Here is a 16797-nt window from a genome sequence, read left to right as displayed (position 1 = left end):
AACGTGGAACAAAAGCTGAAGGCAATGAAGAACACAGCACAAAATAAAACGTGGGTATCCTTCCTGAATCAAAACCATCCCTATACCTTGCTTCACTGGTCAATTGGAGGAGCAGAGTCCATCAAGAAAGATGTCTGGCTATTGCAGGATGAAATGACCTTCGAGACGCAGGAGTTTACAACGATAGATCTTGCGATTGAATGGATCAGAGAAAATATGGATGGCATTACCGACGTTCTGTAACATAAAAAAGCGAAAGAGCCGAAGAGGCCTTTCGCTTTTTTATTCTGTTGAATCATTCATGTTGTCTAAAAACTCCTGCACTGTTTTTCGGTACGTATCCCGATTTTTGGTATATGACATGGCGTGTTCACCGTTCTCGGCAATGTACAGCGCTTTCGGCCCGCGTTTCTTTTCATAAAGCCGCTTGGTTGAAGAAACAGGAATGTAGTCATCATCCTTACTGTGAATAAAGAGGACCGGCTTTTCGATTTTATCAATGACAGCAAGCGGAGATACTTCACGTGCGCGATAGCCGCCTCTCAGCTTCAAAAAGAAGTCGGCGATAGGAAGCAGGGGCCAAGACGGGAGCCTGTATTCCGCTCTCAGCCGGTAGGCAAGCTGTTCATCAAAACATGCGAACGGACAATCGGCAATATAAAAATCAGCGCCATCGCTGCAGTGTGCACCAGCATAAAGCAGGGCGGTCACAGCTCCCATCGACTCACCGTGAATTCCGATCAATCCGCGATGATTTGTTTTGTTTTTGAGCCAGCTGACAACCTTATTGAGATCATCCTTTTCGTAAAACCCGTAGCTGGTCGTCTTTCCGCCGCTTTGGCCATGCCGGCGATGGTCATAAATGAGCACATTCCAGCCGAGACCAAGAAATAAATGCATATACTTAAGAGAATTCAGCACATTCATGGTTACCCCGTGGCAGATGATGATGGTATTTGGTGTGTCATGCGGTGCGACATGGTATCCTTTTATGTCGTACCCGTAAGCGGATGGTATCACAAAAGCGGTTTTCTCCATTTGTTCAAATGATTCAAACACATCATGTCCGTCGTCTGTCTCTCTTTTGATAATGTCTTCATCCGTTTTTTTCTTGATGTATAGAATCATATTCGAAAAAACAATTCCGATTGCGATGACAGCTGTTACGAGAGCGCCAATGGCCAAAAAGATTTTCTTCAACAAGTCACAGCACCTTTCAACTAAATATAGGTAATTCGTGTTTAAAATCATTATACCTAAACACTGCTTCGCTGAGAAAGTAATCAGAAGAGAGTCTGCTTGTTCAGTGTATATGCTCCGTGATAAACTGTCTTCAAAACAAAACATGGGGGAAGTCTGAATGAAAAAACAAAAATCCGCTGACAAACACCAGCTAAAAGACGGCCTTCAATCCGATATCAAAGCAAAGCTTATGGAGATGAAGAGCCAATTGAAGGAAGAGGATGAAAAGAGGCAGGAAAGAGAAAAAGCAGAACAGATCAGAAAGAAAAAAGAGATCGAAAAAAATAAGAGCTTTGAAGAACTCCTAAATGAAAGCCAAATGGATTGGCATCAATATAAATAAACCAGCACCCGTACAGGTGCTGGTTTTTCTGCTATGAGCGATGAGCTTTGTAAATGTCTTGTTTCGTATGAGATTGGAGCGCTTTGATTTCCTCTTCGGTTAAACGCCGTGCATTTGCTGCCTGAATATTTTCCCGTAACTGCTCAATCTTACTGGCGCCTGTAATCACTGAAGCGACAGCCGGCTGTGCTAGCAGATACTGCAGCGACTTTTCTGTCATGGAAAGATCGGGAGCCACTTCCTCCATTGCCTTGCGGGCATTTGTCAGTTCCTCGAATGAATAGGACAAGTACCCGTTTTGTTTCATACTGTCTGAAGCTTGATCAAGCGGTTTTTCAGTTAAGAGCCCTTTGGCAACAGGACCTCTGGCGACTACGCTGATTTGATGTTCCTCTAAAAGCGGGAGCCATTCCTCAGGGCGTCTGTCAAACAGGCTGAATTGCATCATAATGCTGACGATGTTTGATTTTTTTACATATTCTTTCATCACATTCGGGCGGATGGAAGAAATGCCGTAGTAGCGGATGACACCTTCTTGTTTTAATTCCTCAAACGCTTCAATCGTTTCATCAATGTTGTCCTCTATCGTGCCGCCGTGAAGCTGATAAAGGTCGATATAATCTGTTTTCAGCCGTGTAAGGCTCTTTTTTACCGCCTCTTTTATGTAAGCTTTTGAAGGGTCCCAATACCAGCCCTCGCTTCCGTCATCCCAACGGTTTCCCGCTTTTGTTGCCAGAATAATATCCTGGCGTCTGTTTTGGATCGCATCACCGACAATTTCTTCATTGCGTCCTCGGTCATACAAATCCGCTGTGTCCAAATAGTTGATGCCAAGCTCGATCGCTTCATCCAAAATGGACAATGCTTTGTTTTTTTCAGTTCCAAGAGACATACAGCCGAGTCCGACTTCACTAATGTCTAAATCAGATGTACCCAATTTGCGCTTTTTCATGTGCACACTCCTTTTTTAGGCTTTGTATTGACCGTAATATAAAGGAGCTAAAGTTTCAACTTTTATGGCTTTGAGATCCAATCTTTCACATATTGAAATGTGCGTCCATACTCTTTTAACTTCGCCCGAATTTCCCATGCTTTTCCGACTAAGACAACACCTTTTGGCATGCGGTGCACTTTCACGAAGAAGCCCCCTTTTGCTCTAGTATGATAAAATGTATGGGGCATCATATAGAGACAGAACGGGAGATGAAGAAATGAAATCATTAGAAGAAAAAACAATTGCCAAAGAACAGATCTTTTCGGGTAAAGTCATTGATCTTTATGTCGAGGATGTAGAGCTGCCAAACGGCAGAGCCAGTAAACGTGAAATTGTGAAACACCCTGGAGCTGTAGCGGTACTAGCCGTTACAGATGAAGGGAAAATCATCATGGTCAAACAATTCCGTAAGCCGCTTGAGCGGACGATCGTTGAAATTCCGGCCGGTAAGCTTGAAAAAGGTGAGGAGCCGGAGTATACGGCACTTCGGGAACTTGAAGAGGAAACCGGTTATACAGCAAAAAGACTGACAAAAATAACTGCGTTTTATACATCACCCGGATTTGCAGATGAAATTGTTCACGTTTTTCTTGCTGAGGAGCTTTCTGTGCTTGAAGAAAAACGGGAGCTTGATGAGGACGAGTTTGTTGAAGTGATGGAGGTGACGCTTGAAGATGCGCTAAAGCTGGTTGAATCGCGTGAAGTATACGATGCTAAAACAGCCTACGCGATTCAGTATCTTCAGCTGAAAGAAGCGCTCCAAGCACAAAAATGAAAAAGATTTACGCGGATTTGCACATTCATATCGGCCGGACCTTTACAGGAAGGGCTGTCAAAATAACAGGCGCCAAAACATTAACGCTGGACAGAATTTTGGTTGAAGCCAGTGAACATAAAGGAATTGAACTCCTCGGCATTATCGACTGTCATTCTCCGGAAGTCATTCTAGAGCTTGAGGAAGGCATTTCATCTGGAAAATATCGCGAGCTTGACGGGGGAGGAATCCGTTATCGCAGCACGACTCTTTTATTGGGGAGTGAGCTGGAGATTTATGATGAAGCCTGCAGCGGACCGATCCATGTGCTCGTATTTATGCCGACGCTGGCTGATATGAAACAGTTTTCAAACTGGCTGTCAGCCCGGCTGAAAAATATTCATTTAAGCTCGCAGCGGATTTATGAAACGGGCTTAAACCTGCAAAAAAAAGTGCAGGGAATGGGCGGCCTGTTTATCCCCGCCCATATCTTTACGCCGCATAAAAGCTTATATGGAAAAGGGGTTAAATCAAGCTTAACTGAGGTTTTTGATCCATCTATGATAGACGCGGTGGAGCTTGGATTAAGCTGTGATACAGACATGGCATCACACGTTTCTGAATTGAATCCGTATCCTTTTTTAACAAATTCTGATGCGCATTCGTTGGGGAAAATCGGCAGAGAATATAATGAACTATATGTGCAGTCAGCTGATTTTACTGAATTTGCTCTTGCATTAAAGGGACAAGATGACAGGAAAATTATCGCAAATTACGGCTTGGACCCGTTATTGGGGAAATATTATCAGACGGCTTGCGAAGCGTGCGGAGAGCCTGCTGTGAGCGGGGAAACAGCGTGCGCGAATTGCGGAAATGCCAGATTTACCAAGGGAGTCAGCGAAAGATTGCATGAATTGAGTGATCAGTTTGGAGTTCGCGTCCCGCGTCCGCGATATGTACATCAGATCCCGCTGCAATTTGTTCCGGGTGTAGGCCCGAAAACGCTGGACAAACTAAAAAAAGCCTTCGGAACAGAAATGGCTGTTCTTCACGAGGCTGCAGAAGAAGATTTGGCTCGCGTTGTCCCGCCGAAAACCGCGGCGCTTATCGTAAAAGCGAGATCCGGAAAACTGGAATTGAAAGCCGGAGGAGGAGGAACCTACGGTAAAATTAAACCGTGAGCTAATGATTAACTCAGTTCCTCCTGTACTTTTCTTTTTGTGCGTATAAAGGTAATCAGCTGGATGATTTCATCTTCACTCAGCGGCTGGCCATCAACAGAAATGGTAAAGTCAAGGCTGCTCCACGTGGCCAATTCTATGGCCTGAGGAGCAGTCTGCTTTTGTTTCTCGCGGCCTAAAAGTTCATCGCAGGTTGTGTCAAAGAGGTCAGCCAGCATGGCAAGCGCTTCAAGTGAAGGCCGTCGGTAGCCTGACTCGTAGCCGGCATATGTGCTTTTTGCGATACCGAGAAGGTCAGCTGTATATTGAAGCGACCAATTTTTCTTTTTTCTCAATTCAGTTAAACGATCTAGATTCATGAACTTCCGCTCCTTTTTCACCTTGAGCTGATTATATCATATAGGTATTAGGAAGTGTACGCGAATTGAATAATAATGTCTTGCGTATTTTATTTTCCGTGTCTATAATTGCATTAAAAGTATGCGAAAAGCGAATACCTTCTCGCAACCCATCTTTAGATACAGTGAAGAGGTGCATGGTATGAAAAAATTATTGATGTTGACAACTGGGGGAACGATTGCTTCAGTTGAAGGGGAAAATGGGCTGGCTTCCGGAGTCAAGGCTGATGAATTATTAAGTTACGTATCAAAACTTGATAACGATTACACAATGGAAACTCAGTCGCTTATGAATATAGACAGCACCAATATGCAGCCTGAATACTGGGTGGAAATAGCGGAAGCCGTTAAGGAAAATTATGATGCCTATGACGGGTTTGTTATTACTCACGGTACAGATACAATGGCCTATACATCTGCCGCACTATCGTATATGCTGCAGCATGCCAAAAAGCCGATTGTCATCACCGGCTCGCAGATTCCGATCACGTTCCAAAAAACCGATGCTAAAAAAAATATTACAGATGCCATTCGATTTGCCTGTGAAGGCGTGGGCGGCGTTTATGTTGTATTTGACGGCAGAGTCATTCAGGGAACGCGTGCGATCAAATTAAGAACGAAAAGCTACGACGCATTTGAAAGCATCAATTACCCATATATCGCTTTTATCAATGAAGACGGGATCGAATACAACAAACAAGTAACGGAACCTGAGAACGACACCTTCACAGTTGACACTTCACTATGCACAGATGTATGTCTGCTGAAGCTGCATCCAGGCTTAAAGCCCGAAATGTTTGATGCCCTTAAAAGCTTGTATAAAGGGATTGTCATTGAGAGTTATGGCAGCGGAGGGGTGCCGTTTGAAGGCAGGGACATTTTGTCAAAAGTAAATGAGCTGATCGAAAGCGGCATTGTCGTCGTCATTACGACTCAATGTCTTGAAGAAGGCGAAGACATGAGCATTTACGAAGTTGGCCGCAGAGTCAACCAAGACTTAATTATCCGATCAAGAAATATGAACACAGAAGCAATTGTGCCAAAATTGATGTGGGCGCTAGGTCAGTCTTCGGATCTTCCTGTCGTCAAGAGAATTATGGAAACGCCGATAGCTGATGACGTTGTCCTGTAAAATGTAAAAACGATAACCAGCAAAGAGAAAGAAGGTTAAAGATTATGTTAAACGGCCAAAAAGAATATCGCGTGGAAAAAGACTTCCTTGGGGAAAAACAAATTGAGGCAGATGTTTATTACGGAATTCAGACGCTCCGTGCTTCTGAAAATTTCCCGATCACAGGATACAAAATCCATGAGGAAATGATTAACGCACTGGCGATTGTGAAAAAAGCCGCGGCTCTTGCCAACATGGACGTGAAACGGCTGTATGAAGGAATTGGCCAAGCTATCGTACAAGCCGCTGACGAGATTCTGGAAGGCAAGTGGCACGATCAGTTTATCGTCGATCCGATTCAGGGCGGTGCCGGAACTTCTATGAACATGAACGCGAATGAGGTTATCGGAAACCGGGCGCTTGAAATCATGGGACATAAAAAGGGAGATTATATCCATTTAAGTCCAAACACACATGTGAACATGTCACAGTCTACGAACGACGTGTTCCCGACTGCTATTCATATTTCAACATTGAAGCTCTTAGAAAAACTGCTGAAAACAATGGAAGATATGTATAGTGTGTTTAAGCAAAAAGCACAGGAGTTTGACTCTGTTATTAAAATGGGCCGGACACACCTTCAAGATGCGGTTCCGATCCGTCTTGGCCAGGAATTCGAAGCTTACAGCCGTGTTCTCGAGCGTGATATCAAACGAATCAAGCAATCGCGCCAGCACCTGTATGAAGTCAACATGGGCGCAACTGCTGTTGGTACAGGGCTGAACGCTGATCCTGAATATATCAAACAGGTAGTAAAGCACCTTGCTGATATTAGCGGGCTTCCTCTTGTCGGCGCTGATCATCTTGTTGATGCGACACAAAATACAGATGCCTATACAGAGGTATCAGCTTCATTAAAAGTCTGCATGATGAACATGTCGAAGATCGCAAACGACCTGCGCTTAATGGCGTCGGGACCGCGCGCCGGACTTGCGGAAATTTCTCTGCCTGCACGTCAGCCGGGTTCATCTATTATGCCGGGGAAAGTCAATCCGGTTATGGCGGAGCTGATCAACCAAATTGCGTTCCAGGTTATCGGAAACGACAATACAATCTGCCTTGCTTCAGAAGCCGGCCAGCTTGAGTTGAACGTCATGGAGCCTGTGCTTGTCTTTAATTTGCTTCAATCCATCAGCATCATGAACAACGGCTTCCGTTCGTTCACTGATCATTGCTTAAAAGGCATCGAAGCCAATGAAAAGCGGTTGAAGCAATATGTAGAAAAAAGCGCTGGAGTGATCACTGCAGTCAATCCGCATCTTGGGTATGAAGCGGCAGCTAGAATTGCCAGGGAAGCAATTATGACAGGGCAATCTGTCCGGGATCTTTGTCTGCAGCATGATGTGCTGACTGAAGAAGAATTGGATATTATTTTAAACCCATATGAGATGACCAAACCAGGTATCGCAGGGAAAGAACTATTAGAAAAATAAAATTTGTGCAAAATGCAGCTTATTCATCTCCGAATAGTCGGATGAATAAGCTGTTTACAACATAGGGATGAGGAAGTATAGTATACGTGTTGCACTATATATTGAAAGCGTTTTAGCTTTTACATGAAGGGGGACTTCTTTTGAAGGATGTAAGATTGCCAACACTATTTGAAATTATTATTGTACTAGGAGTATTTTTAGCACTTGTTCTATCGTTTACAGTCTTTCTCGACTTGCCGATACAGCTGGCGCTTTTTGTTTCATGGTTTATTGCAATGCTTTTAGGTATAAGACTCGGTTATTCTTATAAAGATTTGCAAAATGCGATTGTACATGGGATATCAAATGGCCTTGAAGCCGTACTGATTCTCGTTTCAGTTGGTGCGCTCATCGGAACATGGATTGCCGGAGGCGTTGTGCCGACTTTGATTTATTACGGACTGGAATTTATTCACCCAAGTATCTTTTTACTGGCAACGTTAATTATTTGTTCCATTATGTCTGTGGCAACAGGAACGTCATGGGGAACAGTCGGAACTGCCGGCATTGCCATGATCGCAATTGGAGAGGGTTTAGGCATTCCGCTTCCTCTTGTAGCGGGAGCTATTCTTTCAGGTGCTTATTTCGGGGACAAGCTGTCTCCGCTGTCTGACAGTACAGTTCTAGCTTCTTCACTATCAAAAGTCGATGTATTGGCTCACGTGAGAGCAATGCTTTATTTATCAATACCTGCTTATGTCATTACAGCTATACTCTTTACAGTTGTTGGATTTATGTACGGCGGGAAAAATATCGATCTTGATAAAGTTGAATTCTTAAAATCATCTTTGCAAAACACGTTTGACATTCATATTTGGATGCTGATCCCGGCAGTTGTCGTCATAGTCTTATTGGCGATGAAAAAGCCATCTATGCCGGTTATCGTAATTGGCGCTTTACTCGGTGCAATCTGGGCTGTCGTTTTCCAAGGAATGGATATTGCCCATGCGATTGCAACTGCGTACAACGGCTTCTCTATTAAAACTGATGTTGAATTTTTGAACGGCTTGTTAAACCGCGGTGGAATTGTCGGTATGCTTGATTCTCTTGTCGTCATTATCTTTGGCCTTGGTTTTGGCGGTCTGCTTGAGAAACTCGGCGTGTTAAAAGTCATTGTTTCAACGTTTGAAAAGAAATTAACTTCAGCCGGCAATGTCACATTATCTACGCTGATCGTAGCGTTTTTAGCAAACATCTTCGGCTGTGCGATGTATGTATCCCTTATTTTGACTCCGAAAATTATGGAAGACAGCTATGATCGCTTACATCTGGACAGAAGAGTGTTATCACGTAACTCAGAGGTCGGGGGAACATTGACTTCGGGGATGGTTCCTTGGTCTGATAATGGGATTTACATGGCTGGTATTTTAGGTGTTTCTACCTTCTCTTATCTGCCGTTTATGTGGCTCAGTTTTGTAGCAATAGGTCTTGCAATTATCTATGGTTATACAGGAAAATTTATATGGTATACGAAAAACAATACAGTTAAAGCCGAAAAACTAGGCTAATAGGGGAGGATCACTGAATGATAGCGAAACACATGATTCGGACACTGATGATCGAAACGCCTTCGGTTCCCGGAAATCTTGGAAGGGTGGCTACGGCAATCGGCCTTCTGGGCGGAGATATTGGTGAAGTGGAGACGGTAAAAGTCGGACCCAATTACACAATGCGGAATATTACCGTTCAAGTGGAGAATGAAGAACAGCTTCAGGAAGTGATCGCGGCTGTACAGGCACTCGGAGAAGGGATCAGGCTTCACACCGTATCTGATGAAGTCCTGTCCGCACATGAAGGCGGAAAAATTCAAATGAAAAGCAAAATGCCGATCCGTTCACTGGCAGAGCTGGGACGTGTCTATACACCAGGTGTTGCAGACGTGTGCCGACTGATCGAAAAAGAACCTGAAAAAGCTTCTATTTATACAACGATCAGCAATTCTGTTGCAATTGTAACAGATGGAACCGCAATTTTAGGCCTTGGAAATATCGGCTCTGTGGCTGGCATGCCTGTCATGGAAGGAAAGGCTGCTTTGTTTGATCAGCTGGCGGGTATTAGCGGCATTCCGATACTGCTTGATACGAGTGATCCTGAAGTAATCATCAAAACAGTAAAACATATTTCTCCGGGCTTTAGCGGCATCCTTCTTGAGGATATCGGTTCGCCGCATTGTTTTGAAATCGAGGATCGCCTAAAAGAGGAGCTGAACATTCCTGTTATGCACGATGACCAGCATGGTACAGCTGTAGTGACGCTGGCAGCTGCCATTTCGGCATGCAGGAGTGCGGGGGTTGACCTGAAGGAAGCGAAAGTGGGGCAAATCGGCCTTGGCGCAGCAGGCGTGGCCATCTGCCGGATGTTCATGGCTTATGGTGTGAATGCTGTGTACGGAACAGACAAATCAGAGTCAGCAATGAACCGTCTCGAACAATACGGCGGACAGGCAGTTTCCAGTATTGAGGAGCTCATGGAAACATGTGATATTGTCATTGCTACAACGGGCGTTCCGGGTTTAATAAAACCGGCATTTGTACGTTCTGGCCAAGTGATTTTGGCTTTATCGAATCCGAAGCCGGAAATTGAGCCGGAGGCCGCACTGCAGGCTGGCGCCGCATATGCAGCTGACGGGCGTTCTGTTAATAATGTACTCGGTTTTCCGGGGATTTTTAGAGGAGCGCTTAACGCAAAAAGCACGGAGATTAATCATGATATGCTTGTCGCAGCAGCAGAGGCCATCGCAGCTTGCACTAAACAAGGTGATGTGGTCCCTCAGCCGCTTGATTCAAAAGTCCATCATGCGGTAGCAGCAGCTGTCGAGCATGCAGCTCTTACAGCAGTGAAATAAATGTAGCTAAACAGCACCTGTCATAGCAGGTGCTGTTTTTTTCTTATCAGTGTTCAATTTTGTTATCATTACTATGAAAATAAAAAAGGGAGTGATCACATGGCAAAAAGCCAAGCGAAAAAGAAGCGGGAGCATCGATTGAGAAACGGCGGACGTGACGTCTTATTATCAAGAGGCAGCACACCATCTTTTAGCGCACATGAAAGAATGACCAAAAGCAAAAAAGAGATTTTGAATAAACGGAAGCATAAGAATCCTTATGATCATACAGCAGTTGATGATAAGGATTTTTTTGTGCCCCAAAAAGCCGCCTAGCATTCGTCTCTATCGTTTCTTTTTGAAAAAGGGCATGTTTTTCTGTTTCTTTCATACAATCTATTAAATCAAATCACTAGAGCGGGCGGGAGGAAACGGTATGCGAAAAATCTCTTATAAGGACATGTTTCTCAGGCATGTCAAAGATCATCTCTCTCTTTATATATTTGTGTCAGTGCTATTTTTCATGGGTGTCATCTTTGGGGCGATTATTGTCAACAGTATGACCATCAGCCAGAAAGAAGATTTATACTACTACTTAAGTCAATTTTTTGGACAGCTTTCGGATGGAAAACAGGCAAGTTCAGCTGATATGTTTGGGCAAAGTATCTTTCATAATGCAAAGTATTTAGGCCTGATGTGGATACTGGGAATTTCCGTCATTGGGATGCCGATTATTTTTATTATGATCTTTCTGAAAGGGATCGTCGTCGGCTTTACTGTCGGGTTCCTAGTCAATCAGATGGGAGTAAGCGGGTTTTTCCTATCATTTGTCTCCGTTTTGCCGCAAAATGTGCTGCTGATTCCGGCTTATCTCATTATGGGCACATGTGCAATTGCGTTTTCTTTAAAGTTAATCAGACAGCTGTTCGTGAAACGAAGCCTGCATGACGCGCCAATTCAATGGTTCGGGCGGTATGCCTTTGTGCTGCTGGTCATTCTGTTTTTAGCGCTGATCTCATCTCTCTTTGAAGCATACTTATCTCCTGTTTTAATGGAAAAGCTTACATCTAGACTTTTTTAAAATTATTATTAAAAGAAAACCGTTTTATTTATCAGTTTATAATAATTATAGTTGGAACTCTGCGCGTATTTTGTTATAATGAGTCATGGAATGCGGCGTAGGAGGGAAAGACATGGAAAACCGTATTGATCGAATTAAGAAACAACTGCACTCATCCAGCTATAAACTTACGCCACAGCGTGAAGCGACAGTAAGAGTGCTGCTTGAAAACGAAGAAGACCATTTAAGCGCAGAAGATGTATACCTCCTCGTAAAAGAGAAATCTCCTGAGATCGGTCTCGCTACAGTATACCGTACGCTTGAATTATTAACTGAATTAAAAGTCGTAGATAAAATTAACTTTGGAGACGGTGTGTCCCGTTACGACCTTCGGAAAGAGGGCGCAGCTCACTTTCATCACCACTTGGTGTGCATGGAGTGCGGAGCCGTTGATGAAATTGAAGAAGATTTGCTTGAAGACGTGGAAGAAATCATTGAACGTGATTGGAAATTTAAGATTAAAGATCATAGATTGACGTTTCACGGCATTTGCCACCGCTGTAACGGAAAAGAAACTGAATAGACGGTGCCGAGCGCGAACCTTTTCTCATGGGGAAAGGGTTTTTTGCTGTTTCTATGTATAAAACCTTTCTGATTTGGCATATGGTTTATATAACTGGAACCATAGGAAAGGATCGATTAGGACATGGGAAGATTCCTGAAAACAGCTGTCGATGCATTGAAAGTTTTCATCCTGTTTACCGGTTTTACCGCTTTGTTCTATTATGCTATGATATGGGTGAATCAAGAGTATGAAAACTATCATCGGTATGATAAACCGGAAGGCTCCGCTGTAAAAGTTGTTGAAATGGATCAGGATGAAAAAGGCGGATGGTTCGACCGGTTGATCTTTTTTTACCAAAACGGGGAGTAGATCAAGAGTGAAAGATCAAATAAAGGATTTCATCCACTACGTCATGGTAGAGAGAGGGCTCTCTCAAAATACGATCGTATCCTATGAACGTGACTTGAAAAGCTATTCTCTCTACTTAACAGAAACCCTTCATGTTACGGATTGGAATCACGTTAACCGCATACATATTATCCAATACTTAAAGCATTTGAAGGACTCGGGGAAATCCGGCAAGACATCGGCGCGGCATTTGGCATCCATTCGCTCTTTTCATCAATTTCTGCTCAGGGAAAAAGCAACGGATAAGGACCCTTCCGTTCATATCGAAACACAAAAGACGGAACGGGCGCTTCCAAAGGTGCTTGCACTCAATGAAGTCGAGCGATTATTGGACACGCCTAAGCTGACGAGCCCATTCGGCTATCGGGATAAAGCAATGCTGGAGCTGCTTTATGCGACAGGCATACGAGTCAGTGAAATGATTGAGTTGAAAACGGCAGATGTTCATTTATCTATGGGGTTTATCCGATGCTTCGGCAAAGGAAGAAAAGAACGGATTGTGCCAATTGGTGAAGCCGCCGCTTCCGCCATTGAGGAATATATGACAAAAGCCAGGGGAAAACTGTTAAAGAACAATGTATCTGACGCCCTCTTTTTAAATCATCACGGCAAACAGATCAGCCGCCAGGGATTTTGGAAGAACCTGAAAAAAATCGCGTTGGAAGCCGGCATTAAGAAAGAGCTGACTCCGCATACGCTCAGGCATTCCTTTGCGACGCATCTGCTTGAGAACGGGGCAGATTTAAGAGCGGTGCAGGAAATGCTCGGTCATGCGGATATATCCACGACGCAAATTTATACGCATGTGACGAAAACAAGGCTGAAGGATGTGTACAAGCAGTTTCATCCGCGAGCATAGCCGCAGGTGGCTGCGGCTTTTTTGTTTAGATCGACAGAAAATATTGAAGTTTCTCATTATTTTCAAATACATTGTCAACGGGAATGAAAACGGTTTATACTTGAGTTGTCAGACCTCTTAGCGATACAATAGACGTATAGAAAAAAAGGAGGCTTTCAAGATGCCTGCATACAAATATAATCGTGTGTTTTTAATTGTGATGGACTCAGTCGGAATCGGCGAAGCGCCGGATGCTGCTGACTTTAATGACGAAGGCGCTAATACGCTCGGTCATATTGCCGAGCATATGAACGGATTACATATGCCGAATATGGCAAAGCTCGGCCTTGGTCTTATCGAAGATATCAAAGGTGTAGAAAAAACAGAACATCCGCTTGCGTATTATGGAAAAATGCAAGAAGCGTCAAACGGCAAAGATACGATGACCGGCCATTGGGAGATTATGGGTTTATACATCGATAAACCGTTTAAAGTGTTCCCGGAAGGCTTTCCTGATGAATTGCTTCAAGAGCTGGAAAAGAGATCTGGCCGCAAAATTATTGGAAACAAGCCGGCTTCCGGCACAGCGATTTTGGATGAGCTTGGCCAGGAGCACATGGAGACAGGGGCTTTAATTGTTTACACGTCTGCTGACTCTGTTCTTCAAATTGCCGCTCACGAAGAGGTTGTGCCGCTTGAGGAGCTGTATCGCATTTGCGAAACGGCGAGAGAGCTGACGCTTGATCCGAAATATATGGTTGGCCGCATTATTGCACGGCCGTTCGTCGGAGAGCCGGGTCAATTCAAACGGACGCCAAACCGCCATGATTATGCGCTGAAGCCGTTTGACCGTACTGTCATGAATGAATTGAAAGACAGCGGCTTAGATGTGATTTCAATCGGTAAAATCTCTGATATTTACGACGGAGAAGGCATTACTTCTTCACGCAGAACGGTTTCTAATATGGACGGAATGGACAAGGTGATCGATACGCTGGGAGAAGACTTTACGGGTCTGAGCTTTGCGAACCTTGTTGATTTTGACGCGTTATTCGGACACCGCCGTGACCCTGAAGGCTACGGACGCGCGCTTGAAGAATTTGATGCGCGGCTTCCGGAAGTGTTTGAAAAAATGAGAGAAGACGATCTGTTAATTATTACAGCCGACCACGGCAATGATCCGATTCATCATGGGACTGACCATACACGCGAGTATGTGCCGATTCTCGCCTACAGCAAAAAACATAAGAAAGCGCAAATGCTGCCGCTTGCTGATACATTTGCTGATATCGGCGCAACGATCGCTGATAATTTCCAAACGAATAAACCGAAATACGGGAAAAGCTTTTTATCTTTATTACAATAGGGGGACTGTTTCTTGAAGGACAGAATTGAACGAGCAGCCGCTTTTATTAAACAAAACCTGCCGGAATCTCCGAAGATCGGCCTTATTTTAGGCTCAGGTCTTGGCATTTTGGCGGACGAAATCGAAAATCCGGTCAAGCTGAAATATGAAGACATACCTGAATTCCCGGTATCTACTGTTGAAGGGCATGCCGGACAGCTTGTGCTTGGCACTCTTGAAGGAGTTTCCGTCATTGCAATGCAGGGCCGCTTTCATTTTTATGAAGGCTATTCAATGGAGAAAGTCACATTCCCTGTACGCGTGATGAAAGCGCTCGGTGTGGAAGCGTTGATCGTGACAAATGCCGCAGGCGGTGTCAACACTGAATTCCGTGCGGGAGACTTAATGATTATTACCGATCATATCAACTTTATGGGAACAAACCCGTTAATCGGGCCAAACGAAGCTGATTTCGGCGCCAGATTTCCAGATATGTCTTCAGCCTATGACAAAGATCTATCCAGCCTGGCTGAAAAGATTGCGAAAGACCTTAATATCCCAATTCAAAAAGGCGTGTACACTGCTGTGACAGGACCTTCTTACGAAACACCGGCAGAAGTCCGTTTCTTAAGAACGATGGGCTCTGATGCTGTCGGCATGTCTACTGTTCCGGAAGTCATTGTGGCGAATCATGCGGGAATGCGGGTTCTTGGCATTTCCTGCATCTCTAACGCGGCAGCCGGAATTCTGGATCAGCCTTTAAGTCACGATGAAGTTATGGAAGTGACCGAAAAAGTAAAAGCTGGATTCTTGAAGCTTGTTAAAGCGATCGTCGCTCAGTACGAATAAATATGAATCAATGCAGGATCAAAAGACAGCTGTGTCTGATATCACACAGCTGTCTTTTTTTATGCCTAAAATTCGAAACATTTTCCATCAGTGGCGTATAAAACCATCCCGCTTGGAAAAAATAAAAAGGATTATGAAATGGAGGGCTTTTGAGATGAAACGTCTTTTATCCACTTTGTTGATTGGTATAATGCTGCTTACATTTGCACCGTCTGCATTTGCAAAACAAGACGGAAAACGTACATCGGAGCTTGCTCATGAAGCGAAGTCTGCGGTGCTGATAGAACGTGACACGGGAAAAGTGCTTTACAACAAGAACAGCAATGAGAGACTGGCGCCTGCAAGCATGACGAAAATTATGACGATGCTTTTGATTATGGAAGCTTTAGATAAAGGCAAAATCAAAATGAGTGATAAGGTCCGTACAAGCGAGCATGCGGCGTCAATGGGCGGCTCACAGATATTCCTTGAGCCCGGCGAAGAAATGACTGTCAAAGAAATGCTGAAAGGCATCGCAATCGCTTCGGGAAATGACGCTTCCGTCGCCATGGCTGAATTTATTTCCGGCTCTGAAGAAGAATTTGTGAAGAAAATGAACAAAAAAGCAAAAGAGCTGGGATTGAAAAATACATCCTTTAAAAACCCAACAGGACTGACCGAGGAAGGACACTACAGCTCTGCTTATGATATGGCAATCATGGCTAAGGAGTTATTGAAATACGAATCAATTACGAAGTTTACCGGCACGTACGAAGATTATCTGCGTGAAAATACAGATAAAAAGTTTTGGCTTGTGAATACAAATCGCCTTATCAAATTTTATCCTGGTGTAGACGGCGTAAAAACAGGCTATACAGGCGAAGCGAAATATTGTCTGACTGCTTCGGCTAAAAAAGGAAACATGCGGGCCATAGCGGTTGTATTCGGAGCGAGCACGCCTAAAGAAAGAAACGCGCAAGTGACAAAAATGCTTGACTTCGCCTTTAGCCAGTATGAAACGCATCCTTTATATAAACGAAATGAAACAGTAGCAAAAGTAAAGGTCAAAAAAGGGAAACAAAAATTGATCGAACTCACTACATCTGAGCCGATTTCAATATTGACGAAAAAAGGCGAGGATATGAACGATGTGAAAAAAGAAATCAAGATGAAGGACAATATTAGTGCTCCGATTCAAAAAGGCCAAGAGCTTGGCACTCTTGTTCTGAAAAAGGATGGAGAAGTACTCGCTGAAAGTCCTGTTGCTGCAAAAGAAGATATGAAGAAAGCCGGGTTTATCACATTCTTGAAGCGGACGATGGGAGACTGGACAAAATTTAAGTAATTATGCCGAATGACCACTAGTTTTGTCAC

20 protein-coding genes are annotated in these 16797 nt (G+C 43.9%); 16 read left to right on the top strand and 4 right to left on the bottom strand.

What is annotated here, in order from left to right:
- Positions 1-3 precede the first annotated feature (3 nt).
- Complete coding sequence (locus AC0OMA_RS11935; protein ID WP_003230411.1) at positions 4-243, top strand: YqkC family protein; 240 nt, start codon at positions 4-6, stop codon at positions 241-243.
- A gap of 39 nt (positions 244-282) precedes the next feature.
- Here AC0OMA_RS11935 and AC0OMA_RS11930 read toward each other — a convergent pair whose 3' ends face one another.
- On the bottom strand, positions 283-1200 hold the full coding sequence (locus AC0OMA_RS11930; protein WP_015483406.1) for an alpha/beta hydrolase: 918 nt from the start codon (positions 1198-1200) through the stop codon (positions 283-285).
- A 160-nt stretch (positions 1201-1360) separates the two neighbouring features.
- Here AC0OMA_RS11930 and AC0OMA_RS11925 point away from each other — a divergent pair, with 160 nt between their 5' ends.
- A complete protein-coding gene (locus tag AC0OMA_RS11925; protein WP_003230416.1) occupies positions 1361-1585 on the top strand; it encodes a YqkE family protein in 225 nt (74 codons plus the stop codon).
- Between the two features lie 31 nt (positions 1586-1616).
- Here AC0OMA_RS11925 and AC0OMA_RS11920 read toward each other — a convergent pair whose 3' ends face one another.
- Positions 1617-2537 (bottom strand): aldo/keto reductase, encoded by a 921-nt coding sequence (locus AC0OMA_RS11920; RefSeq protein ID WP_015384021.1) that lies wholly within the window; start codon positions 2535-2537, stop codon positions 1617-1619.
- 62 nt (positions 2538-2599) lie between these two features.
- Positions 2600-2722: a Z-ring formation inhibitor MciZ gene (gene mciZ / locus AC0OMA_RS11915; protein WP_003230420.1), complete on the bottom strand. Its 123-nt coding sequence runs from the start codon at positions 2720-2722 to the stop codon at positions 2600-2602.
- A 74-nt stretch (positions 2723-2796) separates the two neighbouring features.
- On the opposite strand from mciZ, the gene nudF reads away from it, so the two are divergent.
- Together nudF and AC0OMA_RS11905 are read left to right on the top strand one after the other, a co-directional pair.
- Positions 2797-3354 (top strand): ADP-ribose pyrophosphatase, encoded by a 558-nt coding sequence (gene nudF, locus AC0OMA_RS11910; RefSeq protein ID WP_474222131.1) that lies wholly within the window; start codon positions 2797-2799, stop codon positions 3352-3354.
- Positions 3351-4514: a TIGR00375 family protein gene (locus AC0OMA_RS11905; RefSeq protein WP_251217693.1), complete on the top strand. Its 1164-nt coding sequence runs from the start codon at positions 3351-3353 to the stop codon at positions 4512-4514. The genes nudF and AC0OMA_RS11905 overlap by 4 nt, the downstream gene beginning before the upstream one ends.
- 8 nt (positions 4515-4522) lie before the next feature.
- Here AC0OMA_RS11905 and ansR read toward each other — a convergent pair whose 3' ends face one another.
- Positions 4523-4873: an HTH-type transcriptional regulator AnsR gene (gene ansR / locus AC0OMA_RS11900; protein ID WP_004399024.1), complete on the bottom strand. Its 351-nt coding sequence runs from the start codon at positions 4871-4873 to the stop codon at positions 4523-4525.
- 181 nt (positions 4874-5054) lie between these two features.
- Here ansR and ansA point away from each other — a divergent pair, with 181 nt between their 5' ends.
- The 12 genes from ansA (at position 5055) to dacF (ending at position 16768) form a co-directional block, all read left to right on the top strand.
- Complete coding sequence (gene ansA, locus AC0OMA_RS11895; RefSeq protein WP_474222130.1) at positions 5055-6044, top strand: asparaginase; 990 nt, start codon at positions 5055-5057, stop codon at positions 6042-6044.
- 44 nt (positions 6045-6088) lie between these two features.
- Entirely contained in the window at positions 6089-7516 is a 1428-nt protein-coding gene (gene aspA, locus AC0OMA_RS11890) for an aspartate ammonia-lyase (protein ID WP_047182834.1), read from the top strand.
- 140 nt (positions 7517-7656) lie between these two features.
- The gene (mleN, locus tag AC0OMA_RS11885; protein ID WP_014480178.1) at positions 7657-9063 is read left to right on the top strand and encodes a malate-H+/Na+-lactate antiporter MleN; all 1407 of its coding nucleotides are present in this window, start codon (positions 7657-7659) and stop codon (positions 9061-9063) included.
- A gap of 17 nt (positions 9064-9080) precedes the next feature.
- A complete protein-coding gene (locus AC0OMA_RS11880) occupies positions 9081-10400 on the top strand; it encodes an NAD-dependent malic enzyme (RefSeq protein WP_474222129.1) in 1320 nt (439 codons plus the stop codon).
- Between the two features lie 99 nt (positions 10401-10499).
- Positions 10500-10715: a hypothetical protein gene (locus tag AC0OMA_RS11875; RefSeq protein WP_181219698.1), complete on the top strand. Its 216-nt coding sequence runs from the start codon at positions 10500-10502 to the stop codon at positions 10713-10715.
- 100 nt (positions 10716-10815) lie between these two features.
- On the top strand, positions 10816-11460 hold the full coding sequence (gene spoIIM, locus AC0OMA_RS11870) for a stage II sporulation protein M (RefSeq protein ID WP_004398593.1): 645 nt from the start codon (positions 10816-10818) through the stop codon (positions 11458-11460).
- Between the two features lie 112 nt (positions 11461-11572).
- Positions 11573-12022: a ferric iron uptake transcriptional regulator gene (gene fur, locus AC0OMA_RS11865; RefSeq protein WP_003223972.1), complete on the top strand. Its 450-nt coding sequence runs from the start codon at positions 11573-11575 to the stop codon at positions 12020-12022.
- 123 nt (positions 12023-12145) lie between these two features.
- Positions 12146-12373, top strand: a complete 228-nt coding sequence (locus AC0OMA_RS11860) for a YqzK family protein (RefSeq protein ID WP_003230440.1) — start codon at positions 12146-12148, stop codon at positions 12371-12373.
- Between the two features lie 7 nt (positions 12374-12380).
- Positions 12381-13271 carry a site-specific tyrosine recombinase XerD gene (xerD, locus tag AC0OMA_RS11855; RefSeq protein WP_100506328.1) on the top strand — a complete coding sequence of 297 codons (891 nt, stop codon included), beginning with the start codon at positions 12381-12383 and terminating at the stop codon, positions 13269-13271.
- A 160-nt stretch (positions 13272-13431) separates the two neighbouring features.
- Positions 13432-14616, top strand: coding sequence for a phosphopentomutase (gene deoB / locus AC0OMA_RS11850; protein ID WP_106073527.1), 1185 nt, complete (start codon positions 13432-13434; stop codon positions 14614-14616).
- 12 nt (positions 14617-14628) lie between these two features.
- Complete coding sequence (locus AC0OMA_RS11845; protein ID WP_003230447.1) at positions 14629-15444, top strand: purine nucleoside phosphorylase I, inosine and guanosine-specific; 816 nt, start codon at positions 14629-14631, stop codon at positions 15442-15444.
- Between the two features lie 154 nt (positions 15445-15598).
- Positions 15599-16768, top strand: a complete 1170-nt coding sequence (gene dacF, locus AC0OMA_RS11840) for a D-alanyl-D-alanine carboxypeptidase DacF (protein WP_038829775.1) — start codon at positions 15599-15601, stop codon at positions 16766-16768.
- The last annotated feature ends 29 nt before the right edge of the window (positions 16769-16797 follow it).

The organism is Bacillus sp. AMCV2 (assembly GCF_056033925.1).
The sequence above is the reverse complement of the archived record's forward strand: the minus strand, read 5'-3'. Positions and strand labels throughout refer to the sequence as shown.

What these genes read in the sequence shown, in the direction of transcription:
- fur (WP_003223972.1), top strand. Translation starts at nt 11,573, where the DNA reads ATGGAAAACCGTATTGATCGAATTAAGAAACAACTGCACTCATCCAGC.
- deoB (WP_106073527.1), top strand. Translation starts at nt 13,432, where the DNA reads ATGCCTGCATACAAATATAATCGTGTGTTTTTAATTGTGATGGACTCA.
- aspA (WP_047182834.1), top strand. Translation starts at nt 6,089, where the DNA reads ATGTTAAACGGCCAAAAAGAATATCGCGTGGAAAAAGACTTCCTTGGG.
- AC0OMA_RS11875 (WP_181219698.1), top strand. Translation starts at nt 10,500, where the DNA reads ATGGCAAAAAGCCAAGCGAAAAAGAAGCGGGAGCATCGATTGAGAAAC.
- dacF (WP_038829775.1), top strand. Translation starts at nt 15,599, where the DNA reads ATGAAACGTCTTTTATCCACTTTGTTGATTGGTATAATGCTGCTTACA.
- nudF (WP_474222131.1), top strand. Translation starts at nt 2,797, where the DNA reads ATGAAATCATTAGAAGAAAAAACAATTGCCAAAGAACAGATCTTTTCG.
- AC0OMA_RS11905 (WP_251217693.1), top strand. Translation starts at nt 3,351, where the DNA reads ATGAAAAAGATTTACGCGGATTTGCACATTCATATCGGCCGGACCTTT.
- ansA (WP_474222130.1), top strand. Translation starts at nt 5,055, where the DNA reads ATGAAAAAATTATTGATGTTGACAACTGGGGGAACGATTGCTTCAGTT.
- AC0OMA_RS11925 (WP_003230416.1), top strand. Translation starts at nt 1,361, where the DNA reads ATGAAAAAACAAAAATCCGCTGACAAACACCAGCTAAAAGACGGCCTT.
- spoIIM (WP_004398593.1), top strand. Translation starts at nt 10,816, where the DNA reads ATGCGAAAAATCTCTTATAAGGACATGTTTCTCAGGCATGTCAAAGAT.
- AC0OMA_RS11860 (WP_003230440.1), top strand. Translation starts at nt 12,146, where the DNA reads ATGGGAAGATTCCTGAAAACAGCTGTCGATGCATTGAAAGTTTTCATC.
- ansR (WP_004399024.1), bottom strand. Translation starts at nt 4,873, where the DNA reads ATGAATCTAGATCGTTTAACTGAATTGAGAAAAAAGAAAAATTGGTCG.
- AC0OMA_RS11920 (WP_015384021.1), bottom strand. Translation starts at nt 2,537, where the DNA reads ATGAAAAAGCGCAAATTGGGTACATCTGATTTAGACATTAGTGAAGTC.
- AC0OMA_RS11880 (WP_474222129.1), top strand. Translation starts at nt 9,081, where the DNA reads ATGATAGCGAAACACATGATTCGGACACTGATGATCGAAACGCCTTCG.